Annotated in this window: 18 protein-coding genes; 1 reads left to right on the top strand and 17 read right to left on the bottom strand. The window is 68.3% G+C overall.

From position 1 onward, the window contains the following. Positions 1–58 precede the first annotated feature (58 nt). Complete coding sequence (locus GVN21_RS00175) at positions 59–4,906, top strand: NAD-glutamate dehydrogenase (RefSeq protein ID WP_166572677.1); 4,848 nt, start codon at positions 59–61, stop codon at positions 4,904–4,906. Here GVN21_RS00175 and GVN21_RS00170 read toward each other — a convergent pair. The 17 genes from GVN21_RS00170 to GVN21_RS00090 form a co-directional block, all read right to left on the bottom strand. Then, positions 4,903–5,820, bottom strand: coding sequence for an alpha/beta hydrolase (locus GVN21_RS00170; RefSeq protein ID WP_166572676.1), 918 nt, complete (start codon positions 5,818–5,820; stop codon positions 4,903–4,905). The genes GVN21_RS00175 and GVN21_RS00170 overlap by 4 nt on opposite strands. A gap of 205 nt (positions 5,821–6,025) precedes the next feature. Next, positions 6,026–7,423 (bottom strand): dihydrolipoyl dehydrogenase, encoded by a 1,398-nt coding sequence (lpdA, locus tag GVN21_RS00165; protein WP_166572675.1) that lies wholly within the window; start codon positions 7,421–7,423, stop codon positions 6,026–6,028. Positions 7,424–7,502: 79 nt separating this feature from the next. Then, positions 7,503–7,907, bottom strand: a complete 405-nt coding sequence (locus tag GVN21_RS00160; RefSeq protein ID WP_166572674.1) for a hypothetical protein — start codon at positions 7,905–7,907, stop codon at positions 7,503–7,505. A gap of 163 nt (positions 7,908–8,070) precedes the next feature. Then, positions 8,071–8,739 carry a hypothetical protein gene (locus tag GVN21_RS00155; protein ID WP_166572673.1) on the bottom strand — a complete coding sequence of 223 codons (669 nt, stop codon included), beginning with the start codon at positions 8,737–8,739 and terminating at the stop codon, positions 8,071–8,073. A 67-nt stretch (positions 8,740–8,806) separates the two neighbouring features. Next, positions 8,807–9,418: a sigma-70 family RNA polymerase sigma factor gene (locus GVN21_RS00150; protein ID WP_276608469.1), complete on the bottom strand. Its 612-nt coding sequence runs from the start codon at positions 9,416–9,418 to the stop codon at positions 8,807–8,809. Positions 9,419–9,549: 131 nt separating this feature from the next. Continuing rightward, a complete protein-coding gene (locus GVN21_RS00145; protein WP_166572671.1) occupies positions 9,550–10,200 on the bottom strand; it encodes a hypothetical protein in 651 nt (216 codons plus the stop codon). A 25-nt stretch (positions 10,201–10,225) separates the two neighbouring features. Then, positions 10,226–11,446, bottom strand: a complete 1,221-nt coding sequence (gene odhB / locus GVN21_RS00140) for a 2-oxoglutarate dehydrogenase complex dihydrolipoyllysine-residue succinyltransferase (protein WP_166572670.1) — start codon at positions 11,444–11,446, stop codon at positions 10,226–10,228. 42 nt (positions 11,447–11,488) lie between these two features. Next, positions 11,489–14,452, bottom strand: coding sequence for a 2-oxoglutarate dehydrogenase E1 component (locus GVN21_RS00135; protein WP_166572669.1), 2,964 nt, complete (start codon positions 14,450–14,452; stop codon positions 11,489–11,491). A 208-nt stretch (positions 14,453–14,660) separates the two neighbouring features. Then, complete coding sequence (gene sucD, locus GVN21_RS00130; RefSeq protein ID WP_166572668.1) at positions 14,661–15,545, bottom strand: succinate--CoA ligase subunit alpha; 885 nt, start codon at positions 15,543–15,545, stop codon at positions 14,661–14,663. A gap of 8 nt (positions 15,546–15,553) precedes the next feature. Further along, the gene (locus GVN21_RS00125) at positions 15,554–16,132 is read right to left on the bottom strand and encodes a hypothetical protein (RefSeq protein ID WP_166572667.1); all 579 of its coding nucleotides are present in this window, start codon (positions 16,130–16,132) and stop codon (positions 15,554–15,556) included. Positions 16,133–16,251: 119 nt separating this feature from the next. Beyond that, on the bottom strand, positions 16,252–16,863 hold the full coding sequence (locus tag GVN21_RS00120; RefSeq protein WP_166572666.1) for a hypothetical protein: 612 nt from the start codon (positions 16,861–16,863) through the stop codon (positions 16,252–16,254). After that, on the bottom strand, positions 16,860–17,423 hold the full coding sequence (locus GVN21_RS00115) for a hypothetical protein (protein WP_166572665.1): 564 nt from the start codon (positions 17,421–17,423) through the stop codon (positions 16,860–16,862). Before GVN21_RS00115 ends, GVN21_RS00120 begins: the two co-directional genes overlap by 4 nt. After that, positions 17,423–18,616 carry an ADP-forming succinate--CoA ligase subunit beta gene (sucC, locus tag GVN21_RS00110; protein ID WP_166572664.1) on the bottom strand — a complete coding sequence of 398 codons (1,194 nt, stop codon included), beginning with the start codon at positions 18,614–18,616 and terminating at the stop codon, positions 17,423–17,425. The genes GVN21_RS00115 and sucC overlap by 1 nt, the downstream gene beginning before the upstream one ends. A gap of 169 nt (positions 18,617–18,785) precedes the next feature. Beyond that, positions 18,786–20,084 carry an MFS transporter gene (locus tag GVN21_RS00105; RefSeq protein WP_166572663.1) on the bottom strand — a complete coding sequence of 433 codons (1,299 nt, stop codon included), beginning with the start codon at positions 20,082–20,084 and terminating at the stop codon, positions 18,786–18,788. A gap of 74 nt (positions 20,085–20,158) precedes the next feature. Beyond that, positions 20,159–22,423, bottom strand: coding sequence for a TonB-dependent receptor (locus GVN21_RS00100; RefSeq protein ID WP_166572662.1), 2,265 nt, complete (start codon positions 22,421–22,423; stop codon positions 20,159–20,161). A gap of 249 nt (positions 22,424–22,672) precedes the next feature. Then, positions 22,673–23,365 carry a TetR family transcriptional regulator gene (locus GVN21_RS00095; protein ID WP_166572661.1) on the bottom strand — a complete coding sequence of 231 codons (693 nt, stop codon included), beginning with the start codon at positions 23,363–23,365 and terminating at the stop codon, positions 22,673–22,675. 38 nt (positions 23,366–23,403) lie between these two features. Beyond that, complete coding sequence (locus GVN21_RS00090) at positions 23,404–24,867, bottom strand: carotenoid oxygenase family protein (protein WP_166572660.1); 1,464 nt, start codon at positions 24,865–24,867, stop codon at positions 23,404–23,406. Positions 24,868–24,882: the final 15 nt, after the last annotated feature.

Below are 24,882 nucleotides of genomic sequence, written 5' to 3'. Positions count from 1 at the left end.
ATCAGGCTAAAGCGACCGCCACACACGTCCAAACGATAAAATTCTCGAGGAAAACGGGATGAGCGGCGCGAAAAACGACCCGGCGATGCAGGCCAAGGCGGACGCCCTGGCCAAGACTTTCGCGGGGGGATTGGGGCGCCAGGCGCCCGGCGCCGACGAGGCCGCCTTCCTGGCCCAGGTGGCCAGCGACCTGCAGGCCGAGGAGCTGCCGGCGGTTTCCGATGAAGACCTGGGCGCGATGTTCGCCGATTTCTGGCGGTTTGCCGAACAGGCCAAGGGCCAGGATCCGGCCATCCGCCTGCGCCGCTGGGTAAGCCCGACCGGCGACGACCTGGGCCGCGACCTGCTGGAAATCGTGCAGGACGACCGGCCCTTCCTGGTCGACAGCATCATGGGCCAGGTGGCCGACGCGGGCCTGGCGGTGCGGGCGATGTTCCACCCCATCTGCAGCGTCGGCGGAGAGGCTCGATCCCTGATCCAGGTGCATCTCGATCCGATCGGCGAGGATCGGGTCGCCGGGCTGCTGGATGCGCTGACCAAAGCCCTGGCCGACGTGCGGCTGGCGGTCGACGACTTCCATGTGATGAAGAGCCTGGTGCGCCGCACCATCGAGGAGCTCGAGGCCACCGACCTGGGCGACGCCGATCCCGACGAGCGGGCCGAGCAGCTGGCCTTCTTGAGGTGGCTGGAGGGCGACCACTTCGTCTTCCTCGGGGCCCGTACCTACGAGTATCCCCGCACCGCCGATGGCGGCTACGCGGCCGAGGAGCCGCTCTACCAGCCGGAAGGCAGCCTGGGCGTCCTGCGTGATCAGAGCCGCGCCGTGCTGCGCCGGGCCAGCGAGCCGGCCATCCTGTCCAAGCAGGTGCGTCGCCACCTGGAAGCAGGCCCGGTTCTGACCGTGGCCAAATCCAACCTGCGCTCGGCGGTCCACCGCCGGGCCTACATGGACTACGTGGGGGTCAAGCGGTACGGGGCCGATGGCCTGCCCTCCGGCGAGGTCCGCTTCGTGGGCCTGTTCACCGTAGAGGCCTACGAGACCCCGGCCAATGAGGTGCCGCTGATCCGGCGCAAGGTTCGCCTGGCCCTCGAAGAGGCGCATGTGACGCCCGGCAGCCACAACGACAAGCGGCTGCGCCACGTCATCGAGAGCTATCCGCGCGACGAGCTGTTCCAACTGGACGCGCACGAACTGCTCGAACAGGCGATGGGCATTCTGCACCTGACCGACCGACCGCGACTGAAGCTGTTCGCCCGCAAGGACGCCTTCGACCGGTTCATCTCGGTGCTGCTCTATGTGCCGCGAGACCGCTACGACAGCGGCGTGCGCGAGCGGGCCGGCAGGCTGATCGCGGCGGCCTACAACGGCCGGGTCTCGGCCTACTATCCCAGCTTCTCCGACGCGCCCCTGGCCCGGGTCCACTACATCATCGGGGTCAATCCGGGCGACCACGCCGAGCCGGACCTGGCCGAACTGGAAGCCGAGGTCGCCGAGACCGCCCGCACCTGGGGCGACCGGTTCGAGGCCGCGGTGCGGGCCTCCGGCCTGCCGACCACCCCCACGCTTGGCCGCTGGTCCGAGGCGTTCAGTGGCGGCTACCGCGACTTCTACCCGGCCGAGGAGGCGATGGCTGACCTGGCCGAGGTCGACGCCATGGGGCCGGACGACGAGTTCCGAGCCCGCGCCTTCCGCCAGGTCGGTGACAGCGCCGTACGGTTTCGGTTCAAACTCTATCGGCGAGGCGAGCACGTGCCGCTGGCCGATGTCACCCCGATTCTCGAGAACATGGGCCTGCGGGCGCTAATCGAAGACGCCTTCGAGCTGTCGCCGGTCGGGGCGAACGGCAAGGAGACCGTCTGGGTCCATGAGTTCCTGCTCGAGGACCGGGCGGGCGAGCACCTAGTGTTCGCCGATGTGAAGGACGCCTTCGAGGCCCTGTTCACCGCCGTCTGGCTCGGCCAGACCGAGAGCGATGGGTTCAACCGCCTGGTTCTGGAGTTGGGCGTCTCCTGGCGCGAGGCGGCCCTGGTGCGGGCCCTGGCCAAGTATCGCCAGCAGTCGGGGCTGGACCCCAGCCAGGCGGTGCAGGAAGAGGCCCTGCGCGACAATCCGGGCGTGGCCCGGCTGATCCTCGACCTGTTCCGCGTCAAGTTCGACCCGGCCATCACCGCCGACATCCCCGCCCGCCAACGGCAGGCCGAAGCGGTGATGGGCGAGATCGTCGCCGCTCTGCAGAACGTCGAGAGCCTCGACGCCGACCGGGTGCTGCGCCGCCTGGCGTTGCTGGTCATGGCGCTCAAGCGGACCAACTTCTATCAGCAGGACGAGGCCGGCCAGCCGAAGCCCTACATCAGCTTCAAGGTCGCCAGCCGCGAGCTCGACGACCTGCCGGCTCCCAAGCCTTTCCGCGAGATCTTCGTCTGGAGCCCGATGGTCGAGGGCGTCCACCTGCGTTTCGGACCGGTGGCGCGCGGGGGGCTGCGCTGGTCCGACCGCCGCGACGACTTCCGCACCGAGGTGCTGGGCCTGGTGAAGGCTCAGCAGGTCAAGAACGCGGTCATCGTGCCGGTCGGCTCCAAGGGCGGCTTCTATCCCAAGCAGCTGCCGCGCGGCGGCACGCCGGACCAGACGCGGGCGGCGGGCATCGCCGCCTACACCGTCTTCCTGTCGGGCCTGCTGGACATCACCGACAACATCGACGCCAACAATGATGTGGTCCGGCCGGCCGGGGTGATCGCCCATGAGCCGGACGATCCCTACCTGGTGGTCGCGGCCGACAAGGGCACGGCCACCTTTAGCGACATCGCCAACGGCATCTCCGCATCCTATGGCTTCTGGCTGGGCGACGCCTTCGCTTCCGGGGGTTCGGCCGGCTACGATCACAAGGTCATGGGCATCACCGCCCGCGGCGCCTGGGAAGCGGTCAAGCGCCACTTCCGCGAGGCCGGCAAGGATATCCAGAAGGAACCCTTCACCGTGGTCGGCGTCGGCGACATGTCCGGCGACGTGTTCGGCAACGGCATGCTGCTTTCGAAGCAGATCCGCCTGCTGGCCGCCTTCGACCACCGCCACATCTTCCTCGATCCCGATCCGGACCCGGCGACCAGTTGGGATGAGCGGGACCGGATGTTCAAGCTGCCCCGCTCCAGCTGGGACGACTATGACAAGAGCAAGATCAGCAAGGGCGGCGGCGTCTTCGCCCGCTCCCTGAAGACCATCCCGATCTCGCCCGAGGTCAAGGCGGCGCTCGACATCAAGGCCGATAGCCTCAGCCCCAACGAGCTGATGACCGCCATTCTCAAGAGCCGCGCCGAGCTGCTCTACCTCGGCGGCATCGGCACCTATGTGAAGGCCAAGCGCGAGACCCACGCCGACGCCGGCGACAAGGCCAGCGACGCCATCCGCGTCGACGCAACGGACCTGCGGGTCAAGGTGGTCGGCGAGGGCGCCAACCTGGGCCTCACCCAGGCCGGCCGGATCGAGTTCGCCCGGGCGGGCGGCCGGATCAACACCGACGCCATCGACAACTCGGCCGGGGTCGACAGCTCCGACCATGAGGTCAACATCAAGATCCTCACCGGCATGGTCGAACGGGCCGGCAAGCTGGACCGCCCGGCGCGCGATAAGCTGCTGGCCTCGATGACCGACGACGTGGCCGAGCACGTGCTGGCCCACAACTACGACCAGACGCTGGCGCTCTCCCTGCTGCAGCAGGACGCCGCCGCCGAGCTGGACAGCCACGCCCGATTCATCGCCGAGCTGGAACACGACGGCAAACTCGACCGCAAGGTCGAGGGCCTGCCTGACGCCATCACTTTGCAGGATTTGGCCAAGGCCGGCCAGGGGCTGACCCGGCCGGAGCTGGCCGTGCTGCTGGCCTATGGCAAGCTCGACCTGTTCTCCGACATGATTGGCGGCAAGGGTCCGGACGATCCGGCCTTCCGCGACACGCTGGAGGGCTATTTCCCCGAAGGCGTGCGCGGCTACGACGCGGAGATGGACCAGCATCGGTTGCGGCGGGAGATCATCGCCACGGTGCTGTCCAACCAGATCGTCAACCGCTGCGGCCCCACCTTCGCCAGCCGCCTGAAGGCCGCCGCCGGCGCCGATGATGCCGCCCTGGTGGTCGGGTTCGAGGCCGGCCGCCGCATCCTGGGCGTCGATGACCTGTGGGACGAGGTCGCCGCGCTGGATGGCAAGGTGGCCGCCGCCGGCCAGCTGTCGCTGTTCCGGGCCCTGGCCCACCTGATCCGCAGCCAGACCTTCTGGATGGCCCGCCGGGCCAAGACCGGAGAGAGCGTCCAGGCGCTGGTTGATCGCTACAAGCCGGCCACGGCCGAGCTGGCGGCCCTGAGCCCCGCCATCCTCTCGTCCTTCGAGCAGAAGGCGGTCGCCCGCCGCGCCAAGGCCTTCGCCGCCGACGGCGCGCCGGAAGCCCTGGCCACGGCGGTGGCGGCCCTGCAACCGCTGACCACCGCGGCAGACCTGCTGGACCTGGCCGCCTCGATGAACTGGCCGGCCCCGGCCGCCGCCCGGCTGTATCACCAGGTCGGAGCCGCCTTCAGCTTCGACAAGCTGCGGGCCGCCGCCGGCGAGAAGCGCGGGGGCGACCACTATGAGCGGATGGCCGTCCGCCGGCTGATCGAGGACATGCTGGTCGAACAGACCCAGGTGACCCGCGCGGTGATGACCTATGCGGCCAGCCCCCAGGGCGGCGAGACCCCGGAACAGGCCGCCGCCACGGTCAAGTCCTGGGCCGCCATGCACTCGGGCCCGGGCCGCACTGTGCGCCGCACCGTCGAGGAGATCGAGTCGGCCGGCGGCGGCTGGACCTTCGCCAAGCTGACCATCGTCAACGCGGCGCTTCGGGAACTGGCTGAAGCGGCGGCAAGCCGGAGCGCCTAAGCGCCCGTCTTCTCCCGGATCCACCCCGCCGCGCCGGTGATGGCCCGGCGGGCGGCGCCCAACTGGCCGAAGAAGGCGTGCCAGACGTGAAGCATCTCCGGCCAGATCTCCAGCTTGACCTCGACCCCGGCCAGGCCGGCGGCTTGGGCCACCGCCAGGCTGTCGGACAGCAGCACCTCGGCGCCGCTGACCTGGATCAGGATCGCGGCGATGCCGCTGTAGTCGCCAAGCGCCGGCGAGGCGTGGGGGTGGGAGGGGTCGGCGCCGTTCAGATAGGCTTGCGCGAAATCGTTCAGTCCCTCGGCGCTGATCATCGGGTCGAGGTGGGCCAGCCGCTCATAGGCGGCGCCGACCTGGCGCAGGTCGGCCCAGGGGCTGATGCAGAACAGCCCGCCCGGCTGCGGAAGGCCGGCGTCGCGCAGGGCAAGCGCCGTGGCGAGAGCCAGGCCACCCCCGGCGCTGTCGCCGGCGATGACCATGCGGGCCGGGTCGATCCCGGCCTCCAGCAGGTGGCACCAGGCCTTCACGGCATCGTCGACGGCGGCCGGGAACGGGCTTTCCGGGCCCAGACGGTAGTCTATGACCAGGATCGGACAGCCGGCCTCTGCGGCGATCCGGGCAGCGACCGGCCGGTGACTGGTCGGGCTGCCGGCGCAATAGCCGCCGCCGTGCAGGTAGAGAATTTGACGGCTCTCGTCCGATCCCGGCGGGACCAGCCCTTCGGCGGGCAGGCCCTCGATATCCACCGGTATGACCAGCGTCCCGTCCGGCAGGGCCGCCATCGCGCCGAAGGCGTCGAGGCCCGCGCGGCGCTCAGCCCAGGTCGGCTTGGTCTGCGTCGGCGGCCGCAGGGCGGCGAGCAGCGCCCGTACCTGGCCGATCTCCGGATCGCGCCACTGGATATCGTCGGCCATTGTTCCCTCCGCTGATTCACCCAACTTAGGTCCCAACCCCACTGCCGTCATCCTCGGGCTTGTCCCGAGGACCCAGGGTTCGGCCGCCGCGAGCGCTTGCCGTTGGGGCCGCGGCCGCGACCCCACCCTGGCTGTCCGTGCGCGCGGAGAAATGGGTCCTCGGGACAAGCCCGAGGATGACGGAGGGGTGGTAAACTTCGGTGGGTTACGCCTGCATCGTCCAGCCTTCGACGCCCATCGCGGCCTGGCGGCCGGCTTCGGAGCGGGTCGGGTGGGGGTGGCAGATGCGGGCGATGTCTTCCGAGGCGGCGGCGAAGGCCATGGCCACGCAGTATTCGCCGATCATCTCGCCCGCCTGCGGGCCGACGATGTGGACGCCCAGGATGCGGTCGGTCTTGGCGTCGGCCAGGACCTTGGCGAAGCCGTCGGTCTCGTGGTTGATCTTGGCGCGGCTGTTGGCGGTGAAGGGGAATTTGCCGGCCTTGTAGGCGACGCCCTCGGCCTTCAGCGCTTCCTCGGTCTTCCCGACCCAGGCCACCTCCGGATAGGTGTAGACCACGCTGGGCACCAGGTCGTAGTCGACATGACCCGCCTTGCCGGCGATCAGTTCGATACAGGCGACCGCGTCTTCTTCCGCCTTGTGGGCCAGCATCGGGCCGTGGATCACGTCGCCGATCGCCCAGACGCCCTCGGCCGAGGTCTTGAAGTGGTCGGTCTCGATGAAGCCGCGCTTGTCGGGGGTGATGCCCACCGTCTCCAGGCCAAGGCCATCCGTGAACGGCCGGCGGCCGATGGCCAGCAGCACATAGTCGGCCTTCAGGCTCTTGGCCTCGCCGCCGGCGGCCGGCTCGATGGTCAGCTCGACATCCTTCTTGCCGACCTTGGCGGCGGTCACCTTGGCGCCGAGCTCGAACTTCATGCCCTGTTTAGTCAGGGCGCGCTGGAACGTCTTGGCGGTTTCCTCGTCCATCCCGGGGGTGATGCGCGGCAGGTACTCGACCACCGTCACCTCGGCGCCCAGCCGCCGCCACACCGAGCCCAGCTCCAGCCCGATGATGCCGGCCCCGATCACCACCATCGACTTGGGAACCTCGGGCAGCGACAGGGCGCCGGTAGAATCGACGATACGCTTCTGGTCGACCTCGACCCCGGCCAGCGGCGTCGGTTCGGAGCCCGTGGCAATAACGATATGCTTGGCTTCGAGGATGCTCTCGGCGCCGTCCTCGCCCTTGACGGCCACCTTGCCGGGCCCGGCGATGCGGCCCCAGCCCTTCACGTAGTCGGCCTTGTTTTTCTTGAACAGGAACTCGATGCCCTTGGTCAGGGCGGTCACGCTCTCGGCCTTCTGCTTCATCATCTGGCCGAGGTTCAGCTTGGGCGCCACCTCGATGCCCAGGGTGGCGAAGTCCTTGTTGGCCAGGTCGTACATTTCCGAGGCATGCAGCAGGGCCTTGGACGGCATGCAGCCGACGTTCAGGCAGGTGCCGCCCAGGACGCCGCGCCCCTCGACGCAGGCCACCTTCAGCCCGAGCTGCCCGGCGCGGATCGCCGCGTTGTAGCCGCCGGGGCCGCCCCCGATAATGACAACGTCGTACTGGGCCATGGGCCTGAATTTCCCTTGCGTTCGCTGTGCGCTGCATATGGCAAATCCCGCCGCCGGATGCGAGGGCGCGCGGGAGATTTCAGCCCAGCAGACCTGCTTCGCTACAGCCGAGGACGAACAGGGTCACCGCGACGTAGACCATGAAGCCGGTGAAGGAGACCCGCCGAGCCCGCCGCCCGGCCTCGTCCCGGGCCGGCAGCGCCTTGCGCGCCCAGGCGAAATAGGCGCCCTGAAACGCGCAGCTAGCCAGGAAGACGTGCGGCGCCATCGGGCTGAGGAACAACAGCAGCAGCCCGCCCAGCAGGGTCAGGTTGGCCACCGCCAGCACGGTCCAGGCGCGCACATGCTCCACCCCGGTCTCCGGCCGCCGGTTCACCATGGTGCGCCGCCAGACGTTCAGCGCCACCGCCCCGTTGAACAGGTACCAGGCTCCGACGAACCGGGCGATCCAGGCCAGAATCTGCAAGCCTTCCGCAGGGGTCACGGTCGCTGTCGCGGGATGTTTGAACAATGCATGCCGGCAATCGATCATGACCCACTTCCGGCGTCTAGAGAGCGCCAGGGATCAACAGGACCAGGGCGGCGCGGGCGGACTCGGCCTTCTTCCGCTCAAGTTGAAAAGCTCGCGCTGGGGTCTTCGATTTTGCCTATTGCTCGAACCGGATTCGTTGCCGTTTGGTCGGCGCAAACAGCACGGCGGTCAGGAACAGGAAGACGAACTCGGCGACCAGCAATTGCCAGGCCCCCGACCGCTCCGCCGGGCTGAAGCCCGTCTCCAGCGCCTTGCGGCCGAAATACAGCCAGGCTGCCCCCTCCACGACCAGGGCCGCCATGGCCCAGCCCACGGCATCGAGAATGGCCCGTCCCGCCGTCCAGGCGGCCCGCAGGCGCAGCAACAGGGCAATCAGCCCCAGCCACCAAGGCGCCCAAAGCCAGCCGGCGATCATCGGCGACAGCGGCTGGGCCGGGTCCGGCAAGGCGGCGACCAAGGCGGTGATCAGGCTGCGCGGCGCCTGGGGCTGGATGACCTGGGCCAGGTGCGGCAAGGCGAAGAGCATCGCGAAGACCAGGAAGAAGGGCGCCATCCAGATGGCCGGCCGACCGTGAACCTCACGCCAGGCCTTCAGCGCGGCCTTATCCGTTTTGCGCTCGGCGGCGCGCGGGACGGCCCCCGCTTTCGCGTGGGCGGGGCGGGGCCCAGCATCCGCCTTCGGCCGGCGCAGGGCCGCGAGCGCCTCCCTGAGCCGCTTCCACCAGATGGCCCAACCAGACGGTTCCGGCCCCTGGATGATCGGTGAATCCCGCCTGTCTGTCATGCCCGCCCCCGCTGGCCACGCGGCGAGGATGCACCAATGGCGGGCGCGGGTCACCCCGCTCGGGGGTCTACGCCTGGGCGCCCGCCGCAGCCATCCGGCTGGCGTCCTGCATCAGCCGATCGAGGGCCAGTGATGGGCGTGCGCCGTCAGAGGCGCCGACGGCGCCGGTATCGACCAGGGCGACCAGGCTGGTCCGGCCGCGGCTGAGCCGGCTCTTGATGGTGCCGATCGGGCAGTCGGCCACCACGGCGGCCTGCTCGTAGCTGAGGCCCGCCGCGCAGATCAGCATGATGGCCTCCCGCTGCTCGGCGGGAAGCTGGTTCAGGCCCAGGCGAACGACGTCGAGTTCGAAGCTGGCGAGAGGATCGCCGAAGGCGGCGGGGATCTGTTCGGCGAACTCCTGGTCGAGGCTCGTCTCCCTGACGCTGCGACGGCGGAGGCTGTAGAAACGGTTGCGCAGAATGGTGAAGACCCAGGCCTTGAGGTTGGTGCCGGGCCGGAAGGTTCGCCAGTTGGCCAGTGCGCGATAGAGGGCCTCCTGGGCGAGATCGTCGGCTTCCTCCCGATCGCGGCTCAGGGAGCGGGCGAAGGCGCGCATGGCCGGGACGAGCGCAAGGAGTTGCTCTCTGAAGTCGCTGTTTGAGCTACTCGGCCAGGAGCCGACGTCCGCGGTATCCATCGCTGACATTGCATGATCCCGAAATTCGGCCGCCCGTCCGTGCGGGCCCGTTGGATCAAATGTCAGGTTACGAGATCGGTTCCCGCGAAAATCATATGTCTATTCAACGACATAACAAAGGCTAATGTCGTCTACCCGACATCTCGCCGACGCGCCTGGGCCATGGCCCAGGCCAAGCCCAGCGGCACGGCCAGCAGCGCCGCCTCGGCCAACAACAGGGTGCGCAGCGCGCCGTCGCCGCCCAGCGGCCGGCCGATGAACAGCCAGGAGACGGCGTCCAGTCCGAACGCCAGCAGGGCCAGGACCAAGCCGGCTATCGGCTCCTTCTTGGCGATGTTCAGCCCCACGAACCGAAGGATCAGGGCGATCACCCAGATTCCTGTCGGCTGGAAGGCCCAGGACCGGATCGCCGGCTCGACCAAGTCGCCGAACGGCAGCAGCCCGGCAAGGCGGACCAGGAAGCCCAGTCCGAATGTGTCGGCCAGATGCGGCGCCAGGTGAAAGGCCAGCAGCAGGGCGATGATCGGCCTGGCCACACCGGCCAGCAGGGTGTCCTTGCGCGGGGCTAGGGCGCCCGCTGGTCGTCTGGCGACCTTGGTCGGCCGGGGCGGACCGCTCTCCACCGTGTCGCTGCGGAAGGTCACGCCCTTGTCGAGCGCGGCCCGACCGATGTCGAGGTCGCGACCGCCGCGCGACCACGGCCAGGCGACGCCGCCCGGCTCGACGATCGGCGCGGACCGGGCCTTGGCCGACTGCACGTTGGTGGGCTTGCTCTCCGCCATGGGCGGAGGATGCGCAGACCCCGACCTAGACGTCCAGCAGCAGGCGCTGCGGATCCTCGATGGCTTCCTTGACCTTGACTAGGAAGGTCACCGCGCCCTGGCCATCGACCACGCGGTGATCGTAGCTGAGCGCCAGGTACATCATCGGCCGGATGACGACCTGACCGTTCACCACCATCGGCCGCTCCTGGATCTTGTGCATGCCCAGGATGCCCGACTGCGGGGCGTTGAGGATCGGGGTCGACATCAGCGAGCCGTAGACCCCTCCGTTGGAGATGGTGAAGGTGCCGCCCTGCATGTCCTCGATGGCCAGGTGGCCGTCGCGGGCCTTACGGCCCAGGGCGCCGATCTCCTTTTCGATCTCGGCCAGGCTCATGGCGTCCGCGTCGCGCACCACCGGAACCACCAGGCCCTTCTCGGTGCCGACAGCCACGCCGATGTCGTAGTGGTTCTTGTAGATCAGGTCCTGGCCGTCGATCTCGGCATTGACGTCCGGAATGGCCTTCAGGGCCGCGACGCAGGCGCGGACGAAGAAGCTCATGAAGCCGAGCTTCACCCCATGGCTCTTTTCGAAGACGTCCTTGTACTGATTGCGCAGCGCCATGACCGCGCTCATGTCCACCTCGTTGAAGGTGGTCAGCATGGCCGCGGTGTTCTGCGCCTCCTTCAGGCGGCGGGCGATCGTCTGGCGCAGGCGGGTCATGCGGACCCGCTCCTCGCGCTCATGGATGGCGCGCGGGGCGGCGGGGGCGGCGGGCGCCGCCGGGGCCGAGGCGCGGGCGTCCAACGCGGCCAGGGCGTCGCCCTTGGTGATCCGGCCGTCCTTGCCGCTGCCGGTGACGCCCTTGGGGTCGAGGCCTGTCTCGCTGACGATGCGCTGCACGCTGGGGGCCAGCGGCTTGTCGTCCGCAGGCTTGGCGGCTGGAGCCGGGGCGGGTTTCGGAGCCTCGGCCTTGGGCGCCGGGGCGGCTTCGGCCTTGGGAGCCTCGGCTTTCGGCGCGGCGGCCGCGCCGCCGGCGCTGACTACGCCCAGTACGGCGCCGGGGGTGACGGTGTCTCCGTCATTGGCGGCGATGCTCTCCAGCACGCCGTCGGCCGGGCTGGCGACCTCCAGGCTGACCTTGTCGGTTTCCAGCTCGACGAGGATCTCGTCCTTCTTCACCGCCTCGCCCGGCTTCTTCTTCCAGCTGGCGACCGTCGCTTCGGTGACGGATTCGCCCAGGGCGGGGGTCATGATGTCGGCCATGGATCCTTACTCGATTTCTATTTTTGTCAGTCGGCTGAATGATTAGGCGAAGGCATCAGTGAGGAACGCTTCCAGTTCCTTCATGTGGCGGCTCATAAGGCCGGCGGCTGTGGACGCGCTGGCCGGGCGGCCGACGTAGCGGGCCCGCTTGGCCTTGATGTCCATCCGGTCGAGGGTGAGTTCCAGCCAGGGATCGACGAAGGTCCAGCCGCCCATGTTCTTCGGCTCTTCCTGAACCCACATCAGCTCGGCGTTCGGGAAGCGCTGCAGGACCTGCATCACCGACTTCATCGGCCAGGGATAAAACTGCTCGATCCGCATGATGTAGACGTCGTCGCGCCCGGCCTTGGCCCGCGCCTCGACCAGGTCGAAGTAGACCTTGCCCGAGCAGACGATGACCCGCTGGATCTGGTCGTCCGCCTTCAGGGTCACGCCGCCGACATCGCAGCCGGCCTCGGCCCCGTCGACCATCACCCGGTGGAAGCTGCCTTCCGGCCCCATGTCGGCCAGGTTGGACACCGCCTTCTTGTGACGCAGCAGACTCTTGGGGGTCATGACGATCAGCGGCTTGCGGAATTCGCGGTGCAGCTGGCGGCGCAGGGCGTGGAAATAGTTGGCGGGGGTCGAGCAGTTGACCACCTGCATGTTGTCCTCGGCGCAGGACTGCAGGAAGCGCTCCAGGCGGGCCGAGCTGTGCTCGGGCCCCTGGCCCTCGTAGCCGTGCGGCAGCAGCATGACCAGGCCGCTCATCCGCAGCCACTTGCGTTCGCCGCTGCTGATGAACTGGTCGATCACCACCTGGGCGCCGTTCACGAAGTCGCCGAACTGGGCTTCCCACAGGGTCAGGGTCTTGGGGTCGGCCAGGCTGAAGCCGTACTCGAAGCCCAGCACCGCTTCTTCGGACAGGGCCGAATCGATGACCTCGTAGTTGCCTTGGCCCGGGCGCAGGTTGTTGAGCGGGGTGTAGTGTTCCTCCGTCGTCTGATCGATCAGGTCGGAGTGGCGCTGGGTGAAGGTGCCCCGCACGCTGTCCTGGCCGGACAGGCGCACCGGATAGCCCTCGTCCAGCAGGGTGGCGAAGGCCAGGTGCTCGGCCAGCGCCCAGTCGATGCCCTCGCCGGCGTCGATCATGGCGCGGCGGTTCTCGACCATCCGCTTGACGGTCTTGTGCACGTCCACCCCGTCGGGGATGGCGGTGATCTTGCGGCCCAGGTCGGCCAGCTTCTGCATCGGCACGCCGGTCTTGCCCCGACGCTCTTCGTCGCCCGGCAGGGTCAGGCCGGCCCATTTGCCGTCCAGCCAGTCGGCCTTGTTGGCCTTGTAGGCCTTGCCGGCCTCGAACTCGGCGTCGAGGAAGTCGTCGAACTCCTTCAGCCAGCCATCGACCTCGGCCTGGGTGGCCACGCCTTCCTCGATCAGGCGGGTCGAGTAGATTTCGCGGGTGGAGGGGTGACCCTTGATGCGCGCATACATCTGCGGCTGGGTCATCGTCGGGTCGTCACCCTCGTTGTGACCGAACCGGCGGTAGCAGAACATGTCGATGACCACGTCCTTGCCGAACTGCTGCCGGTACTCGGTGGCCACCTTGGCGGCATAGACCACCGCTTCCGGGTCATCGCCGTTCACGTGCAGGATCGGCGCCTCGACCATCAGCGCCACGTCCGACGGATAGGGGCTGGTGCGGCTGTAGTGCGGCGCGGTGGTGAAGCCGATCTGGTTGTTGACGATGAAATGGATCGTCCCGCCGGTGCGATAGCCCTTCAGCCCCGACAGGGCGAAGCATTCGGCCACCACGCCCTGGCCGGCGAAGGCGGCGTCGCCGTGCAGCAGCAGCGGCAGGACGTGGCCACGGCCGGCGTCCGGCTGCTCGCGCAGGGTGAAGGCCTGCTTGGCGCGGGCCTTGCCCAGCACCACAGGGTTGACGATTTCCAGGTGGCTGGGGTTGGCGGTCAGCGACAGGTGGACGTTGTTGCCGTCGAAGGCGCGGTCGGAGCTGGCGCCCATGTGATACTTCACGTCGCCCGAGCCCTCGATGTCCGACGGCAGGCTGCTGCCGCCTTGGAATTCGTGGAAGATGACGTGGTAGGGTTTGCCCATCACCGCGGCCAGGACGTTCAGGCGCCCCCGGTGCGGCATGCCCAGCACGATATCGCGCACGCCCAGGGCGCCGCCGCGCTTGATGATCTGTTCCAGAGCCGGGATCGCCGCCTCGCCGCCGTCCAGGCCGAACCGCTTGGTGCCGGGGAAGCGCTTGTGCAGGAAGCGCTCGAAGCCCTCGGCCTCGATCAGCTTCTTGAGGATGGCGACCTTGCCCTCCTTGGTGAAGACGATCTCCTTGTCGCGGCCCTCGATCCGCTCCTGGATCCAGCCCTTCTCGGCCGGATTGGAGATGTGCATGTACTGCACCCCGACGCTGCCGCAGTAGGTGCGGCGGACGATGTCGAGGATTTCGCGAAGGGTGGCCGTCTCCAGGCCCAGCACATAGTCGAGGAAGATCGGCCGGTCGTAGTCGGCTTCGGTGAAACCATAGCTCGCCGGGTCCAGCTCGCTGGCGTCGCCGGGCGGGATGGCGATGCCCAGGGGATCGAGGTTGGCCCGCAGATGGCCGCGCATCCGATAGGCGCGGATCATCATGATGGCGCGCAGGCTGTCCAGCGTGGCGGCGCGCACCGCCTCCTGGGACGCGGCGGGCGAGCGGCCCTCGACGGCCTTGCCGATCTTGGCCTCGATGGCCGGGGCGGCGGGCCATTGGCCGTCCAGCGCCGGGAGCCAGTCGGGGCGGGGCGCTCCCGGCCGGTTCGGGGTCCAGGCCGGCTTGGCGGCGGCGGCCTTCACCTGGGCGGCCTGGTCGGAGAGGCTGGCGAAGAAGGCCTGCCAGGAGGGATCGACGGAAGCCGGATTCTCGGCCCAGCGCGCGTGCAGGTCTTCGACGTAGTCGGCGTTGCCGCCGTAGAGGAAGGAGGTTTCGGTCAGGACCTGATTGATGAGACCCGCGTCGTCGGCCATTGCACTCGCGCCAGATTGCACCGGCCCCGCTGCCGGTCGTTCGAATGGGGCCTCATATAGGCCCCCCACCTGTGAAAGGGGAGATAAAGGGCGCGGATTTGTTGAGTTTTTCGGGTGTCTGCCATGACCGAGGGCTATATCCCCAGGCAGCACAACGCCGGCGGGTCGCAAAACCCGCCGGCGTCATGGCGTTCAGCCTGCGAAAGGCTTAGCCGTTGAGCACGCCCACCAGCGTCTCGCCAAGCTTGGCCGGAGACGGCGAGACCACGATCCCGGCCGCTTCCATGGCCGCGATCTTGTCCTCGGCGCCGCCCTTGCCGCCGGAGATGATCGCCCCGGCATGGCCCATGCGGCGGCCGGGAGGGGCCGTGCGGCCGGCGATGAAGCCAACCATCGGCTTCCAGCGGCCCTTCTTCTTCTCGTCGGCGATGAACTGGGCCGCGTCCTCTTCGGCGCTGCCGCCGATTTCGCCGATCATGATGATCGACTTGGTCGCCTCATCGGCCAGGTACATTTCGAGGATGTCGATGAACTCGGTGCCCTTGACCGGGTCGCCGCCGATGCCGACGGCCGAGGTCTGGCCAAGGCCGACGTTGGTGGTCTGGAACACCGCCTCATAGGTCAGGGTGCCCGACCGCGAGACCACGCCCACGCTGCCTTCAGAGAAGATGCCGCCCGGCATGATGCCGATCTTGCACTGGTTGGGGGTCAGCACGCCGGGGCAGTTGGGCCCGATCAGCCGGGACTTGCTGCCCTGCAGGCTGCGCTTCACCTTGACCATGTCCGACACCGGGATGCCCTCGGTGATGCACACGATCAGCGGCATTTCCGCGTCGATCGCTTCGCAGATCGAGTCGGCCGCGAAGGGCGGCGGGACATAGATCACGCTGGCGTCGGCGCCAGTGCGGTCCACGGCCTCGGCCACGGTGTCGAATACCGGCAGGCCGACGTGGGTCGTGCCGCCCTTGCCGGGCGTGACGCCGCCGACCATCTGGGTCCCGTAGGCGATGGCCTGTTCGGTGTGGAAGGTCCCCTGGCTGCCGGTGATGCCCTGGCAGATGACCTTGGTGTTCTTGTCGATAAGGATGGACATGCAGCTCTCTAGATACGGGGGATGGCGTAGCCGACCATGGTGAGGCCGGTTTCTTTCTGGTGAAGCAGGATACGGGCGGTGCCGGCCTTGGCGGCAGCGGCGGTATCGGCGTCGCTCATGCCGGCGGCGGTCACGTTGCCCTTGGGCCCCTGGATGTAGGCCCACATGGTCTGGTTGGCGGCGCCGGCCCCGGTGGCGGGCTGCACGCCGGCGAAGGCCTGGGTTTCCTTCAGCAGGGCGTCGGCGTCGGCCGCCGAGTCGGCGACGAAGCAGATGTCGACCTTGGTCTTGCCCCACTCGGTGTCGATGTTGCCGACGCCTACGAACAGCATCTTGATGCCGCCGCCCTCGGCCGAATAGCGGGCCTCGAACTTCTCCATCTCCTTGAATTCGGAGCCGCTGAACATCTCCTTGGGCAGGGTCGCCCAGCTCTTGGCGTCGGCCTTGGCCAGGGCGGGGTCCATGGAGGCGCGGGTGTTGACGCACATGTCCTTGAACATGACCATCAGCGCGCTGTCGGCGGCGGCGGCCGGCAGGGCCAGCATGACGCTGGCGACCAGGGCGGTGAGAAAGGCGGTCCTACGCATCGTTGGCTCCTAGGTCTTCTCGGCCGTGATCGGCCGGAAATTGATGATCATCGACGTGGCCTCGTCCTCGTCGCAGTACCCCCGCCGCATGGGTCCGTCGATATAAACCCGCAGCTCCATCATGACGGATCCTTCGCGGCTTCGACGCCGGAGGTCACCTTGATCGAGACCCCGTGGAAGCCGAGGATCTTCGCGGCCTGGCTGTTGGGCGCGACAAGGCCGTTCTGCAGCTCGACCACGCCTTCGATGCCCTCTGCGTTCCAGATCTGGGCGGCGATGCCGGCGCGATCGACGGTCTGGGCCGGCGCCTCGCCCAGCCAGGCCGTGACCAGGGCCGGGTCGATGCCGTTCAGCGCGCCGAAGTCATAGACATAGCAGCCGGTCACATCGACCGACTTGGCGCTCACGGTGGTCATGACCAGGAAGGCGGTGCGCCCGCCGACCTCCTTGCGCCAGACCGAAAGATCGCCGTTCACCCCGTCCGCCTTACTCTCCTCGATGTAGGCGCGGGACAGCTTCAGCACCCCGGCCAGCATCGGGCTCTCATCATCGGCCGCCGGGACCCAGCCCTCGCGCCGGAACACCGCCGGCCGCTTTTCCGGCGACCGGTGCTCGGGCATGCAGGCGGCGCGGAACGCGTCCAGGCGCGGGTCGGCCGCGGGAGCGGGCGCGGCAAGCGCCGGCGCCCCGATCAGCGCCAGAGCGAGGATCAGGACGCTCCGGCCGATCATTGGGCGCCCAACACGGCGTAGGCGATCATGACCAGGCCTTCGTCCTGGCCAACGGCGACCATGTAGACCGGCTCCCTCGCCGCAATCGCTTCGATCTCCGCCTCACTCCGCGCCGCCAGGTTGCGCCGGTTCGCACCGGAGCCGGCGTAGAGGTAGACGGTCGTGCCCTCCGCAGACAGGCCGGCATGAGCCGGGACGCCGGCGAAGGCCACCACTTCCTGGATGAGGGCGGGGTCTTCGGTCTGAACACCCAAGGCGCACATATGGCCCTTGAACTGCCCGCGCACGTCGCCTGAACCGAGCATGAGTATCCGGGCGCCGTCGGCGTCCATGATCATCCGGCTGTCGCTGCGATCAATGCCCTCGCCGGTCGGCTTCGCTTCGGAACCCGTGCTCTTCCAGCCGCTCCGATCGGCGATCGCCAGGGCCGCTTCGAGGTCGGCCCCCGTCTCGACGCAGAGGCGGCGGAACTCGGCCATGCGGGGGCTGTCGGCGGCCTGGGAGACCGCCGGCAGGGCGACGAGCGCCCATGCCGCCAGGATGGCCAGGGGGCGGAGCATCAGCCCCGGACCGCCTTGACGATCTTCTCGGCGCCGTCGGAAAGATCGTTGGCGGCGATCACGTTCAGGCCGCTCTCGGTGATGATCTTCTTGCCGAGATCGACGTTGGTGCCTTCCAGGCGGACCACCAGCGGGACCTGCAACCCGACTTCCTTCACCGCGGCGATCACGCCCTCGGCAATGATGTCGCAGCGCATGATGCCGCCGAAGATGTTGACCAGGATGCCTTTGACGTTCGGGTCGGCGGTAATGATCTTGAAGGCTGCGGTGACCTTCTCCTTGCTGGCGCCGCCGCCGACATCGAGGAAGTTGGCCGGCTCGGCGCCGTACAGCTTGATGATGTCCATGGTGGCCATGGCCAGACCGGCGCCGTTGACCATGCAGCCAATTTCGCCATCCAGCGCGATGTACGACAGGTCGTACTTGCTGGCCTCGATTTCCTTCTCGTCCTCTTCGGTCTCGTCACGCAGGGCGACGATATCGGCGTGGCGGAACAGAGCGTTGCCGTCGAAGCTGATCTTGGCGTCCAGAACCTTCAGGTGCTGGTCGGCGGTGATGATCAGCGGGTTGACCTCCAGCATCTCCATGTCCTTGCCGGTGAAGGCGGCATAGAGCTGGCCCAGCACCACGCCCGCTTCCTTGGCCAGGCCGCCGGTCAGGCCCAGCGTCTTGGCCAGGGCGCGACCGTGGTGCGGCATGACGCCGGTGGCCGGGTCGATGGAGAAGGTCGAGATCTTCTCGGGCGTGTCGTGGGCCACCTGCTCGATGTCCATGCCGCCCTCGGTGGAGGCGACCACCGACACGCGGCTGGTCTCACGGTCGACCAGCAGGGAGAGGTAGAATTCCTTGTCGATGTCCGAGCCGTCCTCGATGTAGAGGCGGTTGACCTGCTTGCCCTTGGGACCGGTCTGGTGGGTCACGAGAACCCGGCCGAGCATCTCCTCGGCGTGCTTGCGGACTTCCTCGACCGACTTGGCCAGGCGGACGCCGCCCTTGGCGTCAGGGCCCAGGCCCTCGAAGCGGCCCTTGCCGCGGCCGCCGGCGTGAATCTGGCTTTTCACCACATAGAGCGGACCGCCCAGCTTCTCGGCCGCGCTGGCGGCTTCGTCGGGCGTCATGGCGGGGAAGCCGCGCGAGATCGGGGCGCCGAACTCGGCGAGGACGGCCTTGGCCTGGTATTCGTGGATGTTCATCGCTGAAAAGAGCTCGCCTGGCGGAAATTGCGCCCGCCGCAGCGCGGGCCGCAGGCGTTATAGGGGCCGCACCTTGGGGCAGGCAAGGCGTGGGAAACAGGCGAAAGAAACAACCCCGCCGACAGGGTCGGCGGGGTTGGGGATGCTCAGCCCTGCGGGCCTCGGGGGTCTAGTCGACCCAGTCCCGCTCCAGCTTGCGGCTGGCGAGGAAGAACAGGGTGGCGCTGACCAGATAGAAGCAGAGGCCGCTGTAGATCGAATAGCGCAGGGCCTCGGCCCCAAACATCGGGGTCAGGGCGTCAGAAACGGCCCCGAAATAGTAGGTGCCCAGGCCCAGGCCGATCAGGTTGTTGACGAACAGGAAGGCGGCGCTGGCGGTCGAGCGCATCCGGCCGGGCACCAGGTGCTGGATCGAGGTGATGATCGGGCCCAGCCACACCAGGTTCAGCCCCTGGGGAATCAGGAACAGCAGGAAGGCCAGCCACAGGTTGGTCACGTTAATGGCCAGGAAGAAGCAAGGCAGGGCGATCAGGAAGGCGATGGCCGGCACGATCGGATAGGCCCGCTTGGACTTGCCGCCCAGCCGGTCGCCCAGCCAGCCTCCGGCCCACACGCCGGCCACGCCGCCGACCAGGGCCAGGGCGCCGAGGTAGAGGGAGCGATCGACCAGACCCAGGCCCAGGCTGCGCTCGAAGAAGCTCGGCAGCCAGAAGGCGATGCCATAGCCGCAGACGCTTGAGGCGGCGGCGCCCAGCGACAGCAGCCAGAAGCTGGCCTTGGGCAGCAGGGTGGCCATCACCTCGCCCATCCCGGGCGCTTTGGGCGGCGCCGCGAGCGGCTCGTCGACGGGCTGGCCCTCGGCTGTGAAGGCGCCGCCGCGCCGGGGATCCTTGACGGTCAGCTTGAAGATCGGGGCGATCAGCACCCCGGCCAGGCCGACCACGATGAACGCCATCCGCCAGTCGATGGCGGCGGCGATCAGGCCACCGAAGATGATGCCGGCCGCGGTTCCGATCGGGATGCCGAAGCTGTATGCGGCCAGCGCCCGCGCCCGCTGGTTCGGCGGGAAATAATCGGCGATCAGGCTGTAGGCGGGCGCCGTGCCGCCCGCTTCGCCAACGCCCACGCCCATACGGCAGAGGAACAGGCTCCAGAAGCCGGTGGCCAGGCCACAGGCGGCGGTAAAGCCGCTCCAGATCGTCAAAGCGCCGGTCATGATCCAGCTGCGGCTCCAGCGGTCGGCCAGCCAGGCCACCGGGATGCCCAGGCCCGTGTAGAACAGGGCGAACGCCAGCCCGCCCATCAGGCCCAGCTGGCTGTCGGTCAGGCCGAGCTCGGCCTTGATCGGCCCGGCCAGGATTCCGAGGATCTGCCGATCCAGGAAGTTGAAGGTGTAGACGACGATCAGGATCGCCAGGACGTAGATCCGATAGCCGGAGCCGGACTTCGCGGTCGATGCGGCGGTCATGGCGTCTCCCCGTATACGCAAAAGAAAAAGGGGCGGTCCGTTTCCGAACCGCCCCCCGTCTGTAACCGAGTCTCTTAGAACTTCACCTCGGCCCCGAGGGTCAGGGTCGCGGGCGGGCCGTAGAAGCCGGTGACCGAGTTGCCGAACAGGACGCCGGCCGACTGCGGGAAGTTGTAGCCGCCGATGCGGTAGCGCTCGTCGGTCAGGTTCTTGCCGGTGAAGACGATCTTCCAGTTACCGCTGGGGGCGGTCCAGGAGGCCGACAGGTCGTACAGCCAGTAGGATTCCTGGTCGAGCAGCGGGGCGGCGAACTCGAACATCGAGAAGCTGTCGCGGAAGCTGGCCATCGGGGTGATGGCGAGCGTGCCGTCGGCCACGTCGAAGGTCCAGGTCGCGTTGACGTTGGCGGTCCAGGGCGGGGTGTTCTGGAACACCGCCAGGTCGGCGATGTTCAGGGTCACGCCACCCACCGGCACCACGGCGCCGGTCAGCGGGTTGATCGAGCCGGCCGGGTAGAAGCGGAAGAACTCGTTGAACTCCGCGTCAATGTAGCCGAGCGTCAGGCCGGCGCTGAAGTTGTCGGTGAACCGGAACCGGCCCTCGAACTCCCAGCCCCACATTTCCGAGCTGCCGACGTTGTCGACGAAGCTGGCGATGCTGGCGCCCGACGGCACCTGGGTGGTGACCTGCTGGTCCTTGTATTCGGCCTTGAACAGGGCGGTCGCGAAGGTGATCCGGCCGTCGTAGAGGCTGCCCTTCAGGCCGATCTCGTAGCTGTCGACGGTTTCCGGCTCATAGCCGTTGACGGTCTGCGGCGTGAGGATGACATCGCCGCGCATGTCGAAGCCGCCCGACTTGAAGCCCTGACCGTAGGAAATGTAGGTGGTCAGGTCATCGGTCAGGTCGTAGCTGAGGCTGATCCGGGGGGTGACCTTCTCGAACGACTTGCTGTTGGAGTAATCCGAGCGGAGCAGGATCGGGGCGCGCGGCGTGCCGCCCAGCAGGGGGCTGCGCGTGGCGCCCAGGTAGTTGGCGCGGAACACCTCGCCGTCCTTCTCATCGCGAGTCCAGCGGGCGCCCACCGAGACCTTGAAGCGGTCGGTGATGTCGATGCTGAAGTCGGCGAAGGCGGCAAAGGACTTGGTGTCCACCGATCCGGCGGTGCCGATCACGATCCCGGCTTGCGACAGGATGGTGTCGAAGGCGCCTTCGGCATGGCCGTCGAGGTAGTAGAGGCCGGCGACGCCCTGGAACCGCTCGCCGTTGAACAGCAGCTGGAACTCCTGGGTGAACTGGTCGTCGGCGTAGTAGGCCGGGATGTCGAGGATGGCGGCGGGCAGGCCGTCAAAGTCGATGACCGTCTCGGTGTCGCCGTCGCGGTAGGCGGTGACCGACTTGAAGGTCAGGACCTCATTGATGTCCCATTGGGCGGTGAACGACAGGCCGCGGGTGCGGACGTCGTTGCTGTCGCCGGCGCCGGACAGGGTGTCGTAGACGTCGCCAAGGGGGGCGCCGCCGGCGATCGGAACGCCACCGGCGTTCAGGGCCTGGACTTCACGGTAGCCGTGACGGGGGGAGCTGTCGTCCTGCACCCAGTCGCCGGCCAGGCGGAAGAACAGGCTCTCGCTCGGGGTCCACTCGGCCGAGATGCGGGCCGCGGTGACGTCCTTGTCGTAGTGCTCGGCGCCGGTGGTCAGGTTCTCGCCGTAGCCGTCACGGGTGTAGCGGGCGATCGCGCCGCCGATGGCGAAGGTCTCGCCGATCGGGACCGAGCCCGACGCCATCAGGTCGATCTGGTTGAAGGAGCCGTAGGCGCCCTTCAGGGTCACGGTCGGCTCGTTGCCCAGGCGCTTGGTGACGTACTTGATGGCGCCGCCGATGGTGTTCCGGCCGTACAGGGTGCCCTGCGGGCCGCGCAGCACTTCGATCCGTTCGATGTCGAACACGTCCAGCACCGCGCCCTGCGGGCGGGCGACGTAGACGTCGTCGATGTAGAGGCCGACGCCGGGCTCGAATCCCCACAGCGGATCCTGTTGACCGACGCCGCGGATGAAGCTGATCAGGGTGGAGTTGGAGCCCCGGGCGACCTGGACAGTGGCGTTGGGGGTGATCTGTTGGATGATGGTCAGGTCGGTCCCGCCGGTCCGCTCCAGGGCGGCCTCGCTGACGGCCGAGACGGCGACCGGAACGTCCTTCAGGTTTTCTTCGCGCCGGCGGGCGGTCACGACGACTTCGTCGACGGCCGTATCCTCGGCGGGAACGTCCTGAGCATAGGCGGCGGCGGACGCGGCGCTCCAGGCCGCACCGGCCAGCAGCATGGCCTTCCACATGGTCTTCATCGGGTCGCCCTCCCTGGCGGCGTCGCGCGCGGACCTTGAGGGGTCCCGGTCCGTTTGGCGGACGCTGTTGATTACAAGAAATTCACCGAAACGCGAATTTAGCCCACTCTGATTTAGAGCTCCGCCGCGCGCAACGGCCCGGTCGCCCGGTTTCGGCCTTTTTTCATCGATTGGTGAAATGGCGCCACAGTCTGGGTGTGGGTTTTGTCGCTGGTGTCGGAAATGCCCCTCAAATCGGGGAAGCCCGCCTCAGGCTGCCGGGCTGACCAGGGCCTCGAAACCGGCGGCGCAATATCGATAAAGGCGGGCACGCACCGCCTCCAGGTCGCTGGAGTGGCACAGCCCCTCGGACAGCTGGTCGATGCGGCCGGTCTCCGACAGGGCCAGCATCATCGAGCCGGTCAGGAACTGGTAGCACCAATAGAGGTCGGTCAGCTCGGCCTCGGGGTTGGCCCGCTTGATCGTGTCGACCAGCTGGTGGACGACCGGGTCGAAGAACCGGTGCATGGTCTCCCCGCCCCAGGTCGGGGTGTTGTTCACCTGGGCCACCAGGGCGAAGTAGTTCTTCCACCCCTGGCCGCCGGTCAGCGACCGTTCGATCAGCGGATCGATGAAGGCGGTGATCACCCCCAGCGTGGTCATCGACCCGGGATGGGCCGACTCGTAGGCGTCCATCGAGGCCTTGCGGTCGTGGTTGAGGATCTCCGCCCGGCGCAGGAAGACCGCGTCGAACAGCTCCCGCTTGGCGCCGAAATAGTAGTGGATCAGGGCGGTGTCGACGCCGGCCTCGGAGGCCACCTGGCGGGTCGTCACCCCATAGAAGCCATGGCGGGCAAACAGGCCTTCGGCGGCGTCCAGGATGGCCTGGCGCATGTCGATGCCGGACGATTTGCTCGGCCGCCCCCGCCCGTCTTTGCGCGGCCGACCCCGTGTTGCAGTCATCGGGGCATCGATAGGCCGCGCCGGGCAGAATAGGCAAGCTAGCCCATCCAGGCGCCGTGGAAGCCGACCGGCAACGGGACGTCCGCGCGCCAGCTGCATACAGGTCCAGCCGAGACCGCCTTGGCGTCGAACACATGCAGCTCGGTGGCTCGCGCCTTGAGGTTCAGGCTGGTTCCGACCAGCCAGCCGTCGAGTTCGCGGGTCGAGCCGGGCCGGGCGACGAACAGCATCTCCTCGACGCAGTGATCGGGGCCGAAGTCGAAGACGTCGGCCTTGCCGGTGCGCCAGTCGCTGACCGCCACCCCGCGCAGGAAGGGCAGGTCCGCGCCGCCGCCCACGGTGTTGATCACCGATTTGCTCCGCGCCTTGCCGGCGAAGCGGGGGTCCGAGCGGGGGAACTCCGCGGTCAGCCCGGTGGACTGCAGCTCGGCCTTGCCGCCCGGCCGCAGGGTGATCAGGGCCAGGCGGGTGTCCTGATGGTCAGTGGGCGACTTGTAGGCGATCAGTTCGCTGCCACCACGCGCGGCGAAGGTCGGCTCGGCGTTGACGCAGGCGTCGAAGCGGATGGTCCCGTCCGCCTCCTCCCAGGCGTCGCCGAAGTGGAAGGCGAAGAAGGCCGGCAGTTCGAAGATCCGGCGTTTGGTCAGATCGTCCTTGTCGATGACCAGCACCTGAGTCCCCTGCTCCGGCCGCCAGCTCATGCTGGCGACGAAGGGCTGGGCGCGGCGGTCCTGGATCCAGGGCTGCAGGGCGATGACCAGATGGCGCTGCGTGGCGGTGAAGTCGTGGATATAGGCGGCGCGGGGCAGATCGATCATCGCCGTGCCGGCCAACGAACCATCGGGGCTGAGGGTCCAGACCAGCGCCTTGCGGCCGGCTACCCCCAGGTTCCACACCCGGCCGTCCGGCTCGATGCGCGGATGGGCCAGGAAGGGCATGTGGGCCAGGTCGGGGCGGAAGGTCTTCAGGCCCTTGGTCTGCAGCGTGACCGGATCGATCGCATAGGGCGAGCCCTGCTCCCAAAGCGCCAGGAGCTCGCCGCCGATGGGCAGCAGGGCGGTGTTGGCGGCGTTGGCGTCATCGGCGTGGCGGACCACGGCGTCCGGGCGGGGGACCTGGGCGAAGCCGGCGCTGACCATGGCCCCGGCCTTCGTGTCCTGGCGGCGCTTGAAGGTGTCGACAAAGCGACCGGCGAGGCTGGCCTTGCCGTCACGGATGCGGAAGGCCCGCACCAGGCCGTCGCCATCGAACCAGTGACCGGCGTCTCCCCCCGGCCGGCGGAACTTGGCCGGGCCGTTGCGAAACAGAGTTCCGGCCAGCCCCTTGGGCGCCCGCCCATGGATCCGCCGCAGGGCGCGGGGGGCGATGTCGGTCTCGACATCCCCCACCGCCGGCGCCCAGGCCGGGTTGGCCCGGGCGGAAGCGGCAAAGGCCGCCTCCGGGGTGAGGATGGCCGCCGCCGGCAGGGCGGCGAAGGCGGTGATCAGGGCGCGGCGGTCCATGGTCGTTCTCCGGGG

The organism is Caulobacter sp. SLTY (assembly GCF_009905535.1).
Taxonomy (GTDB): Bacteria; Pseudomonadota; Alphaproteobacteria; order Caulobacterales; family Caulobacteraceae; genus Caulobacter.
The sequence above is the reverse complement of the archived record's forward strand: the minus strand, read 5'-3'. Positions and strand labels throughout refer to the sequence as shown.

Coding starts and splice junctions, on each gene's coding strand:
- GVN21_RS00175 (WP_166572677.1), top strand. CDS start 59: ATGAGCGGCGCGAAAAACGACCCGGCGATGCAGGCCAAGGCGGACGCC.
- GVN21_RS00170 (WP_166572676.1), bottom strand. CDS start 5,820: ATGGCCGACGATATCCAGTGGCGCGATCCGGAGATCGGCCAGGTACGG.
- lpdA (WP_166572675.1), bottom strand. CDS start 7,423: ATGGCCCAGTACGACGTTGTCATTATCGGGGGCGGCCCCGGCGGCTAC.
- GVN21_RS00155 (WP_166572673.1), bottom strand. CDS start 8,739: ATGACAGACAGGCGGGATTCACCGATCATCCAGGGGCCGGAACCGTCT.
- GVN21_RS00150 (WP_276608469.1), bottom strand. CDS start 9,418: ATGGATACCGCGGACGTCGGCTCCTGGCCGAGTAGCTCAAACAGCGAC.
- GVN21_RS00145 (WP_166572671.1), bottom strand. CDS start 10,200: ATGGCGGAGAGCAAGCCCACCAACGTGCAGTCGGCCAAGGCCCGGTCC.
- odhB (WP_166572670.1), bottom strand. CDS start 11,446: ATGGCCGACATCATGACCCCCGCCCTGGGCGAATCCGTCACCGAAGCG.
- GVN21_RS00135 (WP_166572669.1), bottom strand. CDS start 14,452: ATGGCCGACGACGCGGGTCTCATCAATCAGGTCCTGACCGAAACCTCC.
- sucD (WP_166572668.1), bottom strand. CDS start 15,545: ATGTCCATCCTTATCGACAAGAACACCAAGGTCATCTGCCAGGGCATC.
- GVN21_RS00125 (WP_166572667.1), bottom strand. CDS start 16,132: ATGCGTAGGACCGCCTTTCTCACCGCCCTGGTCGCCAGCGTCATGCTG.
- GVN21_RS00120 (WP_166572666.1), bottom strand. CDS start 16,863: ATGATCGGCCGGAGCGTCCTGATCCTCGCTCTGGCGCTGATCGGGGCG.
- GVN21_RS00115 (WP_166572665.1), bottom strand. CDS start 17,423: ATGCTCCGCCCCCTGGCCATCCTGGCGGCATGGGCGCTCGTCGCCCTG.
- sucC (WP_166572664.1), bottom strand. CDS start 18,616: ATGAACATCCACGAATACCAGGCCAAGGCCGTCCTCGCCGAGTTCGGC.
- GVN21_RS00105 (WP_166572663.1), bottom strand. CDS start 20,084: ATGACCGCCGCATCGACCGCGAAGTCCGGCTCCGGCTATCGGATCTAC.
- GVN21_RS00100 (WP_166572662.1), bottom strand. CDS start 22,423: ATGAAGACCATGTGGAAGGCCATGCTGCTGGCCGGTGCGGCCTGGAGC.
- GVN21_RS00095 (WP_166572661.1), bottom strand. CDS start 23,365: ATGACTGCAACACGGGGTCGGCCGCGCAAAGACGGGCGGGGGCGGCCG.
- GVN21_RS00090 (WP_166572660.1), bottom strand. CDS start 24,867: ATGGACCGCCGCGCCCTGATCACCGCCTTCGCCGCCCTGCCGGCGGCG.